This window comes from Paenibacillus sp. FSL R7-0210 (genome assembly GCF_038009085.1).
GTDB classification, from domain to species: Bacteria; Bacillota; Bacilli; order Paenibacillales; family Paenibacillaceae; genus Paenibacillus_AQ; species Paenibacillus_AQ silagei.
In genome coordinates, this window is record NZ_JBBPAR010000001.1 from 4110508 (window position 1) to 4128840 (window position 18333).

13 protein-coding genes are annotated in these 18333 nt (G+C 52.9%); 6 read left to right on the plus strand and 7 right to left on the minus strand.

Annotated elements, in window-relative coordinates:
• Window positions 1-73 precede the first annotated feature (73 nt).
• The 3 genes from yhbH (at window position 74) to MKY64_RS17680 (ending at window position 2428) form a co-directional block, all read left to right on the plus strand.
• Window positions 74-1234, plus strand: coding sequence for a sporulation protein YhbH (gene yhbH, locus MKY64_RS17670; RefSeq protein WP_036721417.1), 1161 nt, complete (start codon window positions 74-76; stop codon window positions 1232-1234).
• A gap of 286 nt (window positions 1235-1520) precedes the next feature.
• A complete protein-coding gene (locus tag MKY64_RS17675) occupies window positions 1521-1853 on the plus strand; it encodes a PadR family transcriptional regulator (protein WP_036721415.1) in 333 nt (110 codons plus the stop codon).
• Window positions 1853-2428 carry a DUF2812 domain-containing protein gene (locus MKY64_RS17680; protein WP_340954692.1) on the plus strand — a complete coding sequence of 192 codons (576 nt, stop codon included), beginning with the start codon at window positions 1853-1855 and terminating at the stop codon, window positions 2426-2428. Before MKY64_RS17675 ends, MKY64_RS17680 begins: the two co-directional genes overlap by 1 nt.
• 521 nt (window positions 2429-2949) lie before the next feature.
• Here the strand turns inward: MKY64_RS17680 and MKY64_RS17685 are convergent.
• The 7 genes from MKY64_RS17685 to MKY64_RS17715 all read right to left on the minus strand — a co-directional run bounded on the left by MKY64_RS17685 (window position 2950) and on the right by MKY64_RS17715 (window position 12525).
• Window positions 2950-4455: an alpha-glucosidase/alpha-galactosidase gene (locus MKY64_RS17685; RefSeq protein WP_340954695.1), complete on the minus strand. Its 1506-nt coding sequence runs from the start codon at window positions 4453-4455 to the stop codon at window positions 2950-2952.
• Window positions 4456-4607: 152 nt separating this feature from the next.
• Window positions 4608-5504, minus strand: coding sequence for an AraC family transcriptional regulator (locus tag MKY64_RS17690; RefSeq protein WP_076079140.1), 897 nt, complete (start codon window positions 5502-5504; stop codon window positions 4608-4610).
• Between the two features lie 358 nt (window positions 5505-5862).
• On the minus strand, window positions 5863-6516 hold the full coding sequence (locus MKY64_RS17695; protein ID WP_036721624.1) for a Type 1 glutamine amidotransferase-like domain-containing protein: 654 nt from the start codon (window positions 6514-6516) through the stop codon (window positions 5863-5865).
• A 113-nt stretch (window positions 6517-6629) separates the two neighbouring features.
• Window positions 6630-8810, minus strand: coding sequence for a methyl-accepting chemotaxis protein (locus tag MKY64_RS17700; RefSeq protein WP_036721405.1), 2181 nt, complete (start codon window positions 8808-8810; stop codon window positions 6630-6632).
• 120 nt (window positions 8811-8930) lie between these two features.
• On the minus strand, window positions 8931-9779 hold the full coding sequence (locus MKY64_RS17705) for a sugar ABC transporter permease (protein WP_340942434.1): 849 nt from the start codon (window positions 9777-9779) through the stop codon (window positions 8931-8933).
• Complete coding sequence (locus MKY64_RS17710) at window positions 9776-11089, minus strand: sugar ABC transporter permease (RefSeq protein ID WP_209872835.1); 1314 nt, start codon at window positions 11087-11089, stop codon at window positions 9776-9778. Before MKY64_RS17710 ends, MKY64_RS17705 begins: the two co-directional genes overlap by 4 nt.
• A 101-nt stretch (window positions 11090-11190) precedes the next feature.
• Entirely contained in the window at window positions 11191-12525 is a 1335-nt protein-coding gene (locus tag MKY64_RS17715; RefSeq protein ID WP_036721401.1) for a sugar ABC transporter substrate-binding protein, read from the minus strand.
• Between the two features lie 866 nt (window positions 12526-13391).
• Here MKY64_RS17715 and MKY64_RS17720 point away from each other — a divergent pair.
• From MKY64_RS17720 to pgmB, 3 genes are all read left to right on the plus strand, one after another.
• Entirely contained in the window at window positions 13392-15140 is a 1749-nt protein-coding gene (locus MKY64_RS17720; RefSeq protein WP_340954703.1) for an alpha-glycosidase, read from the plus strand.
• A gap of 449 nt (window positions 15141-15589) precedes the next feature.
• A complete protein-coding gene (locus MKY64_RS17725) occupies window positions 15590-16624 on the plus strand; it encodes a LacI family DNA-binding transcriptional regulator (protein WP_036721398.1) in 1035 nt (344 codons plus the stop codon).
• A 425-nt stretch (window positions 16625-17049) separates the two neighbouring features.
• On the plus strand, window positions 17050-17712 hold the full coding sequence (pgmB, locus tag MKY64_RS17730; RefSeq protein ID WP_340954707.1) for a beta-phosphoglucomutase: 663 nt from the start codon (window positions 17050-17052) through the stop codon (window positions 17710-17712).
• Window positions 17713-18333 lie beyond the last annotated feature (621 nt).

The window sequence follows — 18333 nt, forward strand, 5'->3', positions numbered from 1 at the left end:
TACAACCTGCTGCTTTGTCTTAGTCTCCGTAGTGACATTACCGAATAACACAGTCCATGGGAGGTGGTCATCCTTGTCCCAGCCGTCCGGTCCATACGCATTTGTCGTATCCAAAGAAGACTGGTCCCTTCACCGCAAAGGCCATCAGGATCAGGAGCGTCACCAGCAAAAGGTCAGAGAAGCCATCAAGGGCAATTTGCCCGATCTGGTTACCGAGGAGAATATTATTTTGTCAGGCGGCAAGCAGATTGTGAAGGTGCCGATCCGCAGTCTGGATGAATACCGGATTATCTATAATTTCCGCAAGCAGAAGCATGTCGGACAGGGAGACGGGGACAGCCAGGTGGGGGATGTACTTGGTCGTGATTCCCAGTCGGCCCAGCCGGGCAAAGGGGATAAAGCGGGCGATCAGCCCGGAGCGGATACCGTTGAGGCCGAGGTCGATCTCGAGGATCTGGAGGATATTCTGTTCCAGGACATGGAGCTTCCCCATCTGAAGCCGAAGGATAAGGAAGAGATTGAGGTCAAATCGATTGTCTTCAATGATATCCGCAAAAAAGGCATGATGTCGAACATCGATAAAAAGCGTACACTGCTTGAGAATCTGCGGCGCAATGCCAGCAGCGGCAATCCCGGAATACACAGCATCAGCCCTGATGATCTGCGTTACAAAACCTGGGATGACATCACGGTCCCTCACTCGAATGCCGTGATTATTGCCATGATGGACACCTCGGGCTCCATGGGCACTTTTGAAAAATACTGCGCGCGCAGCTTCTTCTTCTGGATGACCCGCTTCCTGCGCCGCCAGTATGAGAAGGTGGATATTGTGTTCCTGGCCCATCATACGGAAGCCAAGGAGGTCAGCGAGCATGACTTCTTCACCCGGGGGGAGAGCGGGGGGACGATCTGCTCCTCGGCGTACCAGAAAGCACTGGAGATTATCGACAGCCGCTATCCGCCTGCCAAATACAACATCTATCCCTTCCATTTCTCGGATGGCGACAATCTGACCTCCGACAATGAGCGCTGCGTCAAGCTGATCGGCGAGCTGCTGAAGCGCAGCAACATGTTCGGCTACGGCGAGGTGAACCAGTACAACCGCAGCAGCACCCTGATGTCCGCCTACCGCCACCTGAAGCAGGAGCAGTTCATGCATTATGTGATTAAGGATAAGAAGGAAGTGTATCTGGCGCTGAAGGCTTTTTTCGGCAAAAAGGTTACTGAAGCTTAAGCAGCCTGACATTAGACTTGTCAGCCCAAGCCACCCCGGGCTATGCGCATTCTTGTTGTGAGTTCCCGCCCCGCCCTGCCGCTTATTGCGGTGTGCGGGGTTTTTTGTGCTGTCGAACTTGCACCGCATAACCCTGTTGACTATTATATCGGCAGCCGATATACTAAATATATCGGTTGACGATATAACGACACATGGTATAACGTCAGGTGCTATAACGCCGAATGATACAAAGGAAATTCCCGGTCTGTGAAATGAGACTCAAAGATGCGCGATAAGGAAGGTGATGGCATTGTCCGGCAACAATGAATACGGGGCGCTGACCGAAGGCGTCTATTATATCCTCTTGTCCCTGCTCACCCCGATGCACGGCTACGGGATTATGCAGAACGTGAAGCTGCTGAGCAATCAGCGTGTGGAGCTGGGTGCAGGCACGTTATACGGGGCGTTAAGCACACTTGTGGAACGAGGCTGGATCAAGCTGCTGGCTGGCGGAGAAGATTCCCGCAAGAAAGAGTATCAGATTACGGAGCTAGGCAAATCGATCGTCCAGAGTGAAATGACAAGGCTTGACGAGTTGCTCACTAATGGAAGAAAACTAATGGGAGGCGAAGTGTAATGAGTCAGGTGGTGCGCAAATTTTTCATGGATTTCGAGAAGGAGGAAGCGTGGCTGAATGAAATGTCGGCCAAGGGGTTGGCCCTGGTGGAGCATTCTTGGGCCCGTTATGTGTTCGAAGAGAGCGCTAAGGGGGAGTATATTTACCGGATTGAGCTGCTGGAGAAGGACCCGAAGGAGGCGGCAGGCTACTTGCAATTCATGGAGGAGACCGGAGCCGAGCGGGTGCCATCCGGGACCCCTACCAAGGCCAATCGTGCCTTCATGAACCAACGCTGGGTGTTCTTCAGAAGAAAGGCCTCTGAAGGCCCCTTCCAGATCTATACCGATGCAGATTCCAAGATCAAGCACTATCAGAGAATCTATAAAGTCTATCTGTCCCTCGCATTCATGGAGCTGATCATCGGCTCTTTAAATCTCATGCTGATTATGCTGAACACTTCTTCTAACATCTACAAAATCAACCTCGTCGTGGGAGTGTCCGTTGTGATTCTGGGCCTGCTCTTCATCTGGCTCAGCCTGCCTATCCGCCGCAAGATCGCGCGGCTGCAGCAGGAGAAGCTGATTCGGGAGTGAGGAACTGCTTTACAATCTCGCAAACCAGCGGAAATAGTAGAATTAATACTCCTGCGGGCTAACCATAGCTACAGCATCCACAACCACTGCAGATAACAAGTGGATTAATGCAGCTTAATTCTTCAACGTTTGACGATTATAGGGAACTAAGTGGAAAAACAGCATCTGCTATTGCCGATTTGGCTGCTACCGGGAGAGATATGAATATTTAAGTGTTGTTTTTCCAACTCTTGCCGGAGTATCGTCTATTTATTGGTTAGCAAGTGCCCATTATCCACCTATTTCCCCCATCACAGCAAGGGGAGCCGTTTTTCGCATACATTTGGCCCGCGTGCCTGCTCTCCAGCACATTGTGTTCGGTTTTTCGCACACACATACACCCGGACCCTGCGCGCTCGCCCCACACCTCTACCTACGCCAAAATAAAGGGCTATCCCAAGCAGTCATCATGACTTTTGGGACAGCCCTAATTCCAATATTTCTTCACTCCGGTAGACTTATGCTTACTCTACCTTCTCCGCTTACTGCACCTTCTCGCGGTCCTTGCCCTTGTCGGATTCCCCGGCGTTCTTGTTCGCGGCTTCGCGGTCCTGCATCATCTCGTCTACTGACTTCACCTTGAGCCGGGCGGCGCCTTCGTTGCCGGCATTCGTCGGGATCAGGTCACCGGAGGCAAGGCGTTCCTTCGCTTCCGCAATGGCTGCGCTGTACTGCGGCAGCCACTGTTCTCCGGCCACCAGCATCTCGTCAACCATCTGCCAGATCTCCTTCGGATTGCAGACGGCGCCGACCAGCGGGTCCATCATGAACGCCTGGCGCAGCAGCTTGTCGTCGCCATGCACAGCCGCTTCTACCGCCAGGCGCTGCACGGAGATGCTGACATTGCAGACAGCCGCCAGGCCGAGGGGCAGGTCGCCGACCAGCGGCATCGAGATGCCGTTGCGGTCCACGTAGCCCGGTGCTTCAATAATGGCATCATCCGGCAGATTGGAGATCACGCCGTTGTTCACCATGTTGAAGTGGCCTCTGTACACGCGTCCTGTCTCCAGCCCTTCGATAATAAACGAGCCATGCTCCTCGCCCCGCTTCTCCGGGATGTACTCCAGCGCCGGGTCCTTCATCCAGTTCGGAAAGTCCGTCTCGAACCAGTTACGGCCTTCGGTGCAGACCCGCAGGTAGCCGCCCGTCTCCCCGTTGATCCATACGCCCAGATCAATCCAGTCCATGATCTCGCTCGGGCGCTTGCGGTACCAGGGCACATATTCGCTCAGGTGACCGTTCGATTCCGTGCTGTAATAGCCGAAGCGGCGGAGCATATCAATCCGTACCTTCTCGGTACGGCTGTACTCAGGATGCTTCTCGAAAGCCTCGAGCAGACCTGCCGTCAGATCCTTGCCTTCATGCTTCGCAGAGATATACCAGGTCTGGTGATTGATCCCGGCACAGATAATGTCCACCTGCGATTTCTCCAGGCCGTACACCTGAGCGATTTGCTGATGTCCATGCTGTACGCCATGGCAGAGCCCGATGGTCTGCACACCGCCGTATTTATTACAGGCCCAGGTCAGCATAGCCATCGGATTCGAGTAGTTCAGAAGCAATACATCCGGCGCAGCTGTCTCACGGATATCACGGCAGATCTCCAGCATCTCCGCAATCCCGCGCTGCCCGTACATAATCCCGCCTGCGCACAGCGTATCTCCTACACACTGATCCACGCCATACTTCAGCGGAATATCCACATCGGTAGCGAAGGCCTCAAGGCCACCCATACGGATAGTACAAAATACGTACTTGGCCCCCTTGAGCGCTTCCCTGCGGTCCGTAGTGGAAGAGATGGTGATATCCAGACCATTCTCCTTAATATCCCGCTGGCACAGTTCGGTGACCATGTCCAGGTTATGGCTGTTTATATCCATGAACGAAACTTCGATATTACGGAATTCCGGCACAGTCAGCAGGTCGCGCAGCAGTCCGCGGGTGAACCCGATACTGCCTGCCCCGATAAAGGTTACTTTAAAAGACATAATAATCATCCTCCGGCAATGAATTATTGACTCCTGTCCATTGTAACAAGGGGACTGCCGGAAGCGTAACCAATATCATGACCATTTTGCCGGCATCCTGTCAACAATCCTAACTTTCTATACGCCATACCCTTCCCCGGTAGAACACGAAACTATCCTTCACTCCAGTAATGGCGTTCGATAGAGTTGCGGTATTCGATAGGAGTGCAGCCTGAATATTTCTTGAATAGCAGATGAAAATACTGCCTGCTGCTGATCCCCACATAGTCGGCAATCTCCGCTACCGGAATCTCCCCCTGTCCCAGCAGCATCCGGGCCTTCTCCATACGCAGCTGGTTCAGGTAGTCCGTCAGGGTCTGCCCTGTGTGCGTCCGGAAGATGCGGTGCAGATAACCCGGGTGAACATTCACGGAGAGCGCAACCTCCTTAACCTGAATGCTCCGGTCATAATTCTGGTGCAGGAATTCGATGGCCCGCCGCACGTAGAGCTGTGAGGGCTGCTGGCTGGACGGGAGCGACTCCATGCGCAACCGGGCCAGACGCAGCAGCAGCTCCGCAAAGAGCAGATGCACCATGCTGCTCCCCTTCCGCCCGCGTTGATCCAGCTCCAGCACCAGCGCCTTCAACACATGGAAAACCTCCTCCTGATCGGACAACACCAGACTATCGAACGGATGCCGCAGCAGCTCTGCCAACACCTCCTCCTCCCGGGCCAAGCTGCCAATGGACGGAACTACTCCCCCATATTCGGTAAAAGCAAATTCCACATTTAGCATCCGGCATGAGGAGCCTTCTTCCACAATCAGCCGGTGCGGCACCTCCGCATCCAGCAGAATCATCTCTCCCCGCTTCAGCCGGAAGGGCGTATCGCCGCCCGCTTCATCCCGCACCTCCACTACACAGCTGCCCGAGATAAGATACATGATCTCCGTGGAGTTGTGATGATGGTAAGCCATCGTATAATTGCTCCATTGCTTATAATAGTAAGCCAGAAAGTGCGGGCTATAATCCCGCTCCAGCAATCCCTGCTCAAAAAGACTCCCGTTCATCTCCGCCACACCGCCCGCCTCCCCTCTGCCAGTATCGATAGCACAAGTGTATCGCTTGAGCGCAGGCAGGACAAGAAGCGAGTTGCCCCCTCCCCCCATCCACAAGCCTACGCACCCCTCGCCAGCAAATTGTGTTCGGTTTTTCGATTACATTCCGCCCACGACCCTCTCGCCAGCAAATTATGTTCGGCTTTCCGCATACATTCCGCCTACGCACCCCTCGCCAGCCGATTGTGATCGGTTTTCCGATTACATTCCGCCTACATGCCTTCATACCAGTCTGGAGCTTACATGCCCAGATTCCCCGGCGCAAAAAAAAGAGCAGAAGGCCCGCGCCCTCTGCTCCCGTTCATCATCTTCAATGAATCTTTGTCAATATTCCATTCACCAGACTGTACACCGCGCCACCCTCTATCTCTTCGGGCTGTCCATTCAGCAGGTAGATGCCGGTCTCTTCGTCAATTCCGTAATTCGGCAGCTCCCCGAGGGTACGGACCGCTGTCCGCAGATGCTCCTCCTCATCCCACTGGGTGAAATGGACGGATAGCAGCAGATCAGGAATCAGATTAAGGCCCTTGCGGTGTTTGAATTGTCTGCTCTCATTATCCTTGGCGGAAATTACACAGCACTCCGGGCTAATCAAGGCTCCTGCCGAGAAGCCGGTAACCGGCACACCGGACTCATACCGCTGTCGGATCACCTCCCCGATAGCTGTATCCACAATGAGGTCGGCATACAGATCCGTATCCCCGCCTCCGATAAAGATCCCGCCGCAAGCCCGCAGACTCTCCATAGCTGTCTCCACCGCTGTGGATTTCAGCGGCAAATAACGGATCTCGGATATCCCCGCGTCAACCAGCGGCTGCATGCAAGCTGCCATATAGTCCGGCCAGTCTTCGCCTTCTTCAAATAATACAGCGACTGGTCCTGCTGCCATCACGCTTACGAACCTCCGTGCCAGTCCACGGGTAAACGGAGGACCGCCGCCGTTCAGAAATAAATGCTTGTCCATGACATCACCTTCAGTATTCAAGATATCCTGCATCTTACCTCATCCATCTTATAGAAAAGCGCAGGTTCCCGCAATACGCTTCCTCGCCCGCTCCCCCTCAGCCTTTTATCCCTTCAGCCCTGAAAAGAAATCATCGACTGCTTCAGCTGCTCCGCCAGCTCCTCCAGCCTGTGCGACAGGGCGACCAGCTCCCTGCTGACCGTGAATTGCTGTGAGGACATGGACGCCACCTCTTCCGTAGAGGCGCTGGTCTGCTGCACCACCGAGATCACACTCGCCATGGATTGTCCCACTTGCTGCTGGTATTCGGCCAGCTCGGAGACCGCCGCCGAGGATTGGTTCAGAACTCCGCTGAACACCTCCATCTCGGCCCTCACACTCCCGAAGATGAGCGAGGATTCCCGGACCGAGGCCAGCTGGCTGTGGAACATCGGCGCAGCCTCACTCACAACCTTGACCGTGTTCTCGATATGGCCGCTGATCTCCTCGGTAATCCGGGAGACAGAAGCAATCGACTCACTCGATTGATTGGCCAGCCCTCTGATCTCATTGGCAATGACTATGAAGCCTCTCCCGGCGGCGCCTGCGCGCACGGCTTCAATTGAAGCGTTCAGCGCCAGAATATTCGTCTGCTTGTTCATCGCAATCATCGGGGAGAGAATGCTGCGGATCAGCACCGTGCTATCCCGCAGCATGGCTGAATTCTCCTGAATCAGGTCCATCAGCTTCAGCACATCCTCACTCTGCGATACCAGCCTCTTCATCCGCTCCGCTCCCTGGTCACTGACCTCCATGACCTTCTCAGCGGAAGCGGCCATCACTGCATTCCTTTCTGCTACTTCGCTGGTCTTGCCGCCCATCAGCTCCACCTTGGCATTGCTGCTCTCGGCCTCGGCTGCCAGACTGGCGGCTCCCCCGGCGATTTCGCCGGTAGCAGTTGCGACCTCACTGGCCTGGCCGCTGATCGCGCCGGAAGCGGCAACGAGCTGCTCCGAGGTCACCAGCACTTCAGCAGCCGAGTTGCTGCTCTGCCCGGCCATCCGGGAGATCTGCTCCATCATCCGGTTAAAGCTGTGGCCCAGCCGTCCGATCTCATCCCGGCCCTTGAAGCTGGTCCGCACCTGCAGATTGCCCTGCTCGCCCTCTTCCATCAACCGGGCCAGCTTGCCAAGCGGACGGCCGATCAGCCGCACCAGAACGTAGCCAATGATCAGAGCAATCAAGGCTGCAGCCAAGACTACCAGCAAGGTAATATAGAGCAGCCTGTCGGCCGATTTGGTGAAATCGCTCACCGGCGCATAACCCAGCAGCGTCCAGTCCGCTGTACTCAACGGCTGGTAGACTACCAGCTGCGCACTCCCCTGCTCATCCCCGGCTGTGAAGGACCGCTTCCCGCTCTCCCCTTGCCGTGCTCCGGCCGGCTCTTGTCCCTCATTCTCCCGTTTTCCGGTCAGCTCCCGCTCCTCACTCTTCACTGCCCCAGGCAGCTTCTGCTCCTCACCCTTTTGCACTCCCGTCAGCGCCCCGTCCTTTAACGCTCCAGTATGTATGTAAGAAGCCTGCCCGAGCAGTGCATCGTCAGCACTGTATGCAACCCGGCCCGAAGAATCGAGGATGCGGATCTCCCCACCCAGCCCGATATGCAGGTTGGACAGCACATCTGTCAGTGCCTGTCCCTTCACCTCGATCAGCATATAATACTCTGCCGCCGGATTCTGAATATTCCGCAGCAGACGGCCCATCGTCATAGCGGACTCGCTGTACGCGTCGAAGAAGCCTTTAGCCCGGACGGGGAACCAGACCGGATTGCCTTTACCGTTATCAATCTCCTTCATCCGGGCCAGGATGCCTTCATCACTGCGCACTCCGCTAATCCCCGTCGATTTGTAGGATTCGGCGTCCACCATGCTTCTTGCGACCAGCCGGACTCCGAGCAGCCGCTCATCCGATCCTCTGACGGAGTCCAGCTTGCGGCGTATCCGGTCCTCTGCGGCTGACCTTGCAACCGTACCGGCGGACGGGCGATTAACCGTCTCCATATCAGCCTTTAACGCCGGATCTACAGCGAATTGCCTGGAGAGCGCTTCATATTCAGCGAACAGGAAATCCAGCTTGTCCGCCGCCTGGACAATGGACTGTGAGGAGGCTGCTGCCACCTCATCGGTAATGATCCCTTTTGCCGCATAATAGGAGGTTAAGCCCAGAACTGAGGACAACAGGACAATAGTACAGAACAGAATTACGAATAACTTGACGCCAACCGAGCTGAAATTAATGAATCGCCGCCGTTTCATTACACTCTCCCCTTATCATGCAGATTACGATTTCTCCTCCATAAAAGAAAGGTGCAGCCCCTCAGAACTGCTTCAAGGCCGCACCCGTTATTCGTACATACATTGTCTAATTACTATTTTCTACCCCTTGCTTGCCCCCGCCGTCAGGCCGTCAACCAGCAGACGCTGCAGGAAGGCAAAGAGAATCATTATGGGTACAGAGATCAGCACGGCTCCCGCCGCGAACAGCGTGAAGTTGGAATTCTGCATCGTATTGACCATATCCCACATCCCCACGGCAACCGTCCAGTTCTCCTTGGTCCGCAGAATCAGCTTGGCGAAGATGAAATCGACCCACGGGCCCACAAACAGGGTCAGCGCTATATAAGTAATCATCGGACGGGATAAAGGCAGAATAATCCGGGTAAAAATCCCGAAGTTGCTCGCCCCGTCAATCCGCGCGGCTTCATCCAGCGAACGCGGAATCGTATCCAGGAACCCCTTGGCGATCAGCGTTCCTCCAAGCGGCGCTCCGGCCGCATAGACAATAATCAGCGCCAGATGGGTATCCAGCAGGTTGAATTCCTTCAGGAGCAGATAGATGGCAATCATGCTCATGAAGCCCGGGAACATCCCGAGAATCAGCAGTGTGGACATGGTGGTCTTGCGGCTTTTGAACCGGAACCGGGATAAGGCATAGCTGGTCAACAGCGTCAGCACCACCCCGATCAGCATCGAGAACACCGCAATCTTAAGCGTATTCCCATACCAGGTTCCAAACATATAGACCGGTGAGGTGAACAGCTCCTTATAGTGGGCGAGGGTGAATGTCTCGGGAATCAGCGTCTTGCTGTACAGGGATTTACCCGGCCGGAACGAGGCAAGCAGGATCCAGAGTGCCGGATAGATTGCAGCAACCGCCAGTGCAACAAGAACGATATAGCTTAAGCAGAGACGAATAAAATTCGCTGCCTTGCGTCCGATGATCATTGAATCATATCCTCCTCTTGGAACGATTTGGTCCGGCGGTAATTGTACAGGGAGAACCCGGCAACAATGATGAACAGGATAATGCCGATCGCAGACGCCATATTATTCTTGTTCTGATCCAGCGTCAGCTTATACAGCCAGGTGACGAGCAGATCCGTCGAGCCGGCGTACTGGTAGTTTCCGTTCACCGGGTTCCCTCCCGTCAGCAGGAAGATCGCGTTGAAGTTGTTGATATTCCCCGCGAACTGCATAATCAGCGTAGGTGCGGTAGAGAACAGAATCATCGGCAGGGTAACGATACGGAATTTCTGGTAATTGGTCGCACCGTCCACCTCGGCCGCCTCATACATATCGCGGGGAATCGTAGTCAGCACCCCCATAATCAGCAGCATGGATACCGGAATTCCCACCCACATGTTGACGACAATAACCGTAACCTTGGCCCAGAATGGATCAGTCAGCCAAGGCAGGCCGCCTAGTCCGAAATAGCCGAGATACTGATTAATCGGGCCGAATTGCCCGTTGAACAGGTTGCGCATCAAGAGGAGCGAGATCATCTGCGGAATGGCGTAAGGAATGATCAGGAGCATTCTCCACATGCCTTTGAAGCGTATGCCTTTTTGGCTGATCAGCAGGGCAACCAGCATCCCGCCGAAATAAGTAGTTACAGTCGAAAGAACCGCCCAGATAATGGTCCAGGTAAGTACACCGTAAAAGGTATGGCTCCATGATTTCAGCACCAGCAGATTGCGGAAGGTCTCGAACCCTACCCAGTCTACAAGCTTCGCCGGAGGAATGTGGTTCGGTGCAGCATAGTTGGTAAAGGCCAGCATGATCATAAAGATGATCGGCATAATGGTGAAGAACAGAATGCCCATACCCGGGAGCAGCAGGAAGCTCTGGGCGAATTTATAGTCGAGGATGTAACGTACAGATTGTTTAAATGTATTGGACGGACGGCCGTTTTCGCGTTCTGCTCCGATTTTATAGGCATCCCTAATATTCATGTACCAGATGATCAGGAATAACACAAAGAACAGCAGGGTGATCAGGCTTTCAATCAGAATGACGATGGAATGGTCCCCGGGAACCATTTTGGCAATCCCCTTTACCTTTTCCAGACGGCTTGGAGATTCCCCGAGCGTAGTAATCCCCCAGAAGGCTCTTCCCAGATTGCTAATGAAATAGATAAGTGCCACAGCTTCTACAGCTATGAACATAAGCCCTTTGATGAATTGGCGGTTATATATTTGCCCGAGTCCCATAAAAATGGCCGACAGTATTCCAGCTCTCGCTTTGTGTCGCTGCATTTCCCTTCCGTTCTCCTCTCCGTGCGGAATTCAAGGAAACTGCCCGCCGCAGGCTATGCGGCGGGCAACTCTAATTCCACGGTAAGCTGTTGATTGTGTAGTTACTGGGCAGAAGCCCCGTTGTTCAGGTCTTTAATCTGCTCTACGGCTTTGTCCATGGCTGCCTTCGGATCAGTATTGTTATCCCAGATGGCCGGAAGTGCAGCATTCACCGGGCTCCAGACGTTCCCCATCTCAGGAATCGAAGGCATCGGCTGGGAGTTCTTCGCCTGTTCTGCGAACGCGGATACGAACTCGTCACCCGTAATCTGTGGATCTTTCAGCGCTTCGAGGTTCGTCGGCACGGAGCCGACCAGCTTGTTAAGTGTCAGCTGCGAATCTTTGCCGGAAGCAAAGTGTGCATAGAGTTTAGCCGCATTCGGATACTGAGTGTAGGCGTTGACGGTGAAAATTTTGATCCCGGAGAAGGTAATGGCGGTTTTGCCGTCAATAGTAGGAACCGGAGCAATTCCGAGGTTGTCGCCCAGCGCTTCTTTATATCCCGCAAGCTCCCAAGGTCCTGTAATATCCATGGCGACATCCCCGCTGTTGAACAGGCTGCGCTTGATGTCCGGGTTGATGTCACCGCTCTTGATCGGCAGGACTTCCTTCAGCTTGGCAAATTCAGTCAGGCCTTTGATCGCACCTTCATTGTTCAGGCCGATATCGTCCTTGTCGGTACCGTCTTTGCCGAACAGGTAACCTCCGGTAGTGGCGATGAACGGATAGTTGAAGTACATGTTGCCGACTTCCCACATAATGCCGTAACGGTTCTTGGCTTTATCCGTGAACGTTTTGCTGAAGGCAATAACGTCATCGAAGGATTTGGGAGCTTCTTTGACCAGAGACTTGTTGTAGAACAGCGCATAGGTCTCCGCCGCTCTCGGATAGCCGTACAGCTCGCCGTCATAGGAAGAACCCACGATGGAAGCCTCAGTGTTCTCCGCCTTGGTCTGTTCTGCAAAAATATCATTAGGGAGCAGCAGACTCGCGCTTGCCGCCTTGCCGAGATTATCATGAGGAATGATGATGACGTCCGCAGCCAGACCGGAAGGGCCATCCTGGGTGAGCTTGCCAACCTGATCCGGCGGGGCTACCTCTTCAATTTTGACCGGAACGTTATACTTGGCAGTGAACTGCTTCGCAACTTCTTCAGCGAACTGTCTTTCTTCCTTACTCTCCCAGATCACAAGTGAAGCGCCCTCTTCCGGGACGATCTCACCTGCTGCCGGTGCGTTGTCGCTGCCTGCCCCCGCATTATCGGTAGCTGCTGCATTATCCGCAGGAGCATTAGTGGCTGCCGCATTTCCTCCGGCATTGTTGTTTGAGCCGCACGCCGTAATTGACATTGCCATCGAGCACGCTGCGGTGAGAACCATAAGTTTTTTGAGATTCATTCCTTTTAACCCCTCCTGTGTGTGTATATCACTTGATTTGACGATGATGCTTCTTTTGACTTGACTGACTTGACGTTGCTGCTCCCTACTTTGCGCAAACGATTTCAGAGGATTCAAAAAAAATTCTGCTTTCTCCAATTGCCTCTTCCGAATACGTTATACCCGGTTTAGAAAGCGCTTCATTCCTGAATCCATAATACATCAGCTAACTCGCAGTTGTAAAAACGTTTGCACATAGTAAATTCAATTGAATTTAGCCGTTTATTATGGATAATGTTACCTTTACTATTTTTATCGCATGATTTCTTTAAATAACTTGGATATACTTCGGTTTCAAAATTCTTTTCTGCATTTTTTGTCGTATTTGAACGAATATTGTTATATAATTGCTAAATATTATCAATTTACAGACTTTGGAAATCGGTTTCCCCTTCCTAAAACTTTGTGCAACTGTTTGTACAAACCTCTTGAACCTCATTTTGTTCCGTGCTATAATCCAAACCATCATGAAACACCTCATTCTTCACCAATCTAAAGGCACTGTCCCTTCTCGGGTACAACCTCGGCGTAATCTAACCGGCGGTTGTGCCTTTTTGTTGTGTGCAGAATCGGGTGTGGAATCTATATAAATTGAACTACTGGTTTTTATGTTTTGGGATTAGCCGTGACTCCAGAGAAGTTTTGGACTTCCGGCCGCTGTTGTCTGCAGATTTCATTATTTTATACCGCTGTTCGCGGTCGAAATCCGCAGACAAAGGCGGTCGCTATCGCTCCTCCAGTTCCAAAATTCCCCTCCGCCACTTTTCCCTTAACTTAAATTTTAAAGTTCAATCTATATAGCCAAACTAAATCTAGGAGGAATTAATATGTTATTAGAAGCCGTGTATCATCGTCCCCGTCTGAACTGGTCGTATGCCTATGATCACAACACCATCCACCTGCGGCTGCGTGCCAAGAAGGGGGATCTGACCGAGGTCTTCGCCTGGGCGGGTGATAAATATGCCTGGGATACCACCAAGGAATTGATCCCGATGACCCTGTTCACTTCCGATGCGATGTTCGATTACTGGGAATGCGAATCGGTTCCGCTCTACCGCAGGCTGAAATATGGCTTCCTGCTTCAGCAGGGCCAAGAGCGCATCTGGATGACAGAGAGTGATTTCCAGAAGGAGCGTCCCGCGAACCCCAACCGCCTGTTCGAATTTCCCTACATAAGCCGCGGTGATGTCTTCACGCCTCCGGCCTGGGTCAAGGATGCGGTGTTTTATCAGATTTTCCCGGAACGGTTCGCTAACGGCAATCCTGACATAAGTCCCGCTAATGTGGAGCCTTGGGGCGGAACCCCCCGGCCGGATAATTTCTTCGGCGGAGATCTGCAGGGTGTCATAGATCATCTCGACCATCTGACGGAGCTGAGCATTACGGGCATTTATTTCACACCGGTCTTCACTGCCACCACCAATCACAAATACGACACGGAGGACTATATGCAGGTCGATCCGCATTTCGGTGATGTGGACACGCTGAAAAGATTGGTCGATGCTTGTCATGAGCGCGGCATCCGTGTGCTGCTGGACGCGGTCTTCAACCATGCGGGCCGTACCTTCGCCCCGTTCGTGGATGTACTGGAGAAGGGCGAGGATTCGGAGTATAAGAACTGGTTCCATATCAGGGAATATCCGCTCCAGGTCGTGAACAATATTCCAACCTACGATGCCTTCGCCTTCGAGCCGCTGATGCCGAAGCTGAACACAGAGCATCCTGAGGTGAAGGAGTATCTGCTGAAGGTCGCCGAGTATTGGATCAAGGAGGTGGGCATCGACGGCTGGCGTCTGGATGTGGCCAACGAGGTGGATCACGAATTCTGGCGTGATTTCCGCAAAGTCGTGAAGCGTGCCAATCCCGAGGCTTACATTCTGGGCGAGATCTGGCATGAATCAGCCCCTTGGCTGGAAGGCGACAAATTCGATGCCGTCATGAACTACCCGTTCACAGATGCAGTGCTTGACTTCTTCGTCTACGGAACGCTCGATGCGGAAGGCTTCGCCCATTCGATCGGCAGACAGCTGTCCCGGTATCCGCTCCAGGCCAGTGAGGTCGCCTTCAATCTGCTGGACAGCCATGATACTGCGCGTCTGCTGACTGTAGCCGAGGGCGATAAGAACGTCATGAAGCTGGCTGCACTGTTCCAGTTCACCTTCATGGGCACGCCCTGCATTTACTACGGAGACGAGATCGGAATGGATGGCGGAGGCGACCCGGACTGCCGTAAATGTATGGAGTGGGACCCGGAGCGGCAGGACCGCAATTTATTCAACTTTTACCGTAAGCTGATTGAGATCCGCGGCAGCCATCCGGCGCTGCGCACCGGACGCTTCACCTTCCTTGAAGCCGCAGCCGGGGGCAGCAAGCTGGCCTACGAGCGCAGTCTGGGTGATGATCTGATTATCGTACTGATTAATACGGAGGAGACGGTGCAGACCTTCCGGCTGGACGTCCAGGAACGCAATTGGAAGAATCTGTGGACCGGCGAAGCGCTCCATGCCGAACGCGGCAAGCTGTCACTGAGGCTGCCTGCATACGGCTTCGCTGTGCTCCAGGCCAATATGTCCTAAACTCTGATCGGTTTCTTATGGGCTGATCCAGAACATTTTGGAGCAAACGTTTGTAGAATGAAATAGAGCTACTACTTAGTACAGGACACAATAGAATCAATTCTGTTGTGTCCTCTATATAATGAGTATTTATAGGTGTCTGCTAAAATTTTCGAACCAGCTATTCTTCCGGAAAAGTAATGTTCAACTGCTTACTTTTTAGAGATTGATAAGACAAACTCTACTCTATTTGCACTAATTTTGCACAAAATCCCCTTGTTCATTGCACAGATTTGCATCCCCCTCTGCTCCACTTCCAGATTCACAATAGCTTAAGCCGTATCGCCGTATAGTGCTCAGAACGTAGAAGCCACGGGGATTACGCCCTATGCGAGGTTTCACTATTTACAATCATCCCCGCTTCGATTAATATTACTGTGTAAAGCAAACGGTTCCATTAGGAGGTTTCTATGACAGTTACCATTAAGGACGTTGCCAAGAAAGCGGGGGTCTCACCCTCCACGGTGTCCCGGGTGTTGTCAGGCCATCCCAGAATCAGCTTAGAAACTTCCCGTAAGGTCAAAGTGATTATGGAAGAAATGGGCTACACCCCGAATATGATGGCCAAAAGTCTGGTATCCAAGACCACTAACAGCATCTGCATCATTCTTCCGAAACCGGCTGAAGAGCTGTTCTCCAATTTGTTTTTTATGGAATTAATCCGCGGGATCGTCACTCAGTCCAGCCGTTCCGGCTATGATGTGCTGATCAGCTCCGGAGCAAACGAGAAGGAGGAGCTTGAAGCTGTCTCCCGTCTGCTCAAGGGACGCCGCGTGGACGGCGTTATTCTGCTGTATTCCCGAAAAGACGATGCGGTGATCGATTTCCTGCAGTCGGGCGGTTATCCCTTTGTCCTGGTGGGACGGAGCGACCGCTACGAGGATATTCTGTCAGTGGACAATGATAATATCATGGCCGCCTATGATGCGACGAATCATCTTATCTCCATGGGGCATGAACGCATCGGCTTCGTCAGCGGGCCGCCGAACCTCATCGTCTCGCGCGACCGGCTGGAGGGTTACCGCAAGGCCATGCAGGGCAAGGGTCTGGAAATGAAGGATGAATGGATCGTTGAAGGCGAATTCCTGCAGGACAGCGGCTATAGGGCGATGTCCTTCTTCATGAATCTTCCGAACCGTCCGACAGCGCTTGTCGCGGTGGATGATATGGTCTCATTCGGGGTACTCCGCGGATTGAACGAGCTGAAGTACAAGGTCCCTGAGGATCTGGCGATTGTCAGCTTCAACAATATCCCGCTTTCCGAGCTGTCCAGTCCTCCGATCAGCAGCATTGATATCGGGATTTATCATCTTGGCTATACGGCCTCTCAGGTGTTGATCCAGAACATTCAGAAGCCGGATAATCAGGACGGATATACGAATCGTTTTGTCATTCCCCACCGTCTAATTGTACGGGAGTCCTCTATGCATACTCCGGGAAATTAAGGCATGTACAAGAAAATGAATGAAGCAGAGTTACGCTTCATTTATTTTTTGGAACTTTGTACAAACGTTTGCGCTAAAGTTCAGAATGTTGCTGGTAGGGGGATTCCCGCCTGCGGCTACTGGCGGTGAGGCTGGGGCTGATACACACTTTTTTAGTTTTCACTGTTCGGCCCTCGTGTGAATAGGAATTGTTGCACATTTTGCAGGAATTCCACCAGCAGGGCACGATTCGCAGAGAAATGTTGCATATTTTGCAGGATTCTTGCCCCGTTGGCACCCAGCTTTCACCGATTGTTGCATTTTGTGCAGGATTTCCGCCAGCGGGGCATGATTCGCAGAGAAATGTTGCATATTTTGCAGGATTCTTGCCCAGTTGGCGCGATAACCACATCTAATTGTTAACTAATCATATTAGGAGGTTCAACATGTCAGATATCAAAGCCTGCCTGTTCGATCTGGACGGTGTTCTCGTGGACACTGCCCGGTATCACTATATTGCCTGGAGGGAGCTGGCCGAAGAGCTTGGATTTGTCTTCACAGAGCAGGATAATGAGCGGCTCAAGGGCGTCAGCCGGGCCGCTTCGCTGAATATTCTGCTGGAGATCGGCGGCATCACACTTGGCGAAGACGAGAAAGCCCGGCTGGCGGAGCAAAAGAATAACCGCTATGTCGAGTATATCGCCAAGATGGACAGCTCGGAGATTCTGCCCGGCGCCCTGGACTTTCTGCAGGAATGCCGGACAGCCGGCATCAAGGTAGCCCTCGGCTCCGCCAGCAAGAACGCGATGACCATCCTGAACAATACCGGCCTGACCCCATACTTCGATGCCATCATCGACGGCACGCATACCAGCGCGGCCAAGCCTGACCCGGAGGTCTTCCTGCTGGGTGCGCAGGCTCTGGATACCGTTCCCGCACACTGCGTCGTCTTCGAGGATGCCGCTGCCGGTATCCTGGCCGCTTCCCGTGCCGGTATGCGCAGCGTGGGCATAGGCTCACCCGAGACGCTAGGCGGAGCCACACTAGTTGTCCATTCCCTGCGGCAGCTCACTGTTGCCACACTGAAGGAATCTTTTGCCACTGTATGACGAATAGTAACAGAGCCTGTGAGCCTAGCCGTGAGCCCTTCCGCTCAAGCGGCATCTCTAGTCCGCCGGACAGCCTAACTGTACTTTGTACAACTATATTGCCAATTTATCCCCCGGGTATCGGCTTAGTTGTACTTTGTACACCTATGCTATCCCTTTTAAGCTGATATGACCTTTTAGGGCAGATTTAGTTGTACAGACTACAGTTATACGACTCAAGTCCCTCTAATCGCACCTTTTAAATGCACAGAATACAACTAACTCTAAGTCTGAACCTCTGAGCTTCGCTCATGGTGCAGAAAACATCCACTTCTCTATACATTTATCAGTTCAATTCATCAGTTCAATTAATCAGTTCAGTTCATTAATCAAAATCATCAGCAGATCATCAGTCAGATCAGATGCTGCACTTGCATCTTCTACCCTACCATCAGTAAAAGAACGGTGTGTGAAATCTCCTAGGTGCGTGATCAGCGCAGAAAGCGAAAGGAATGTGCAGAAGCGCCAGCGTTCGCCTTTGTCCCCGGATGCTTACCTTATAGCTTGAATACAGGCATCCGGGGACAACAGCGATCGTAACATCCTTTCGCATTCGGAGTGGCCTGCACGTACCGGCAAGAC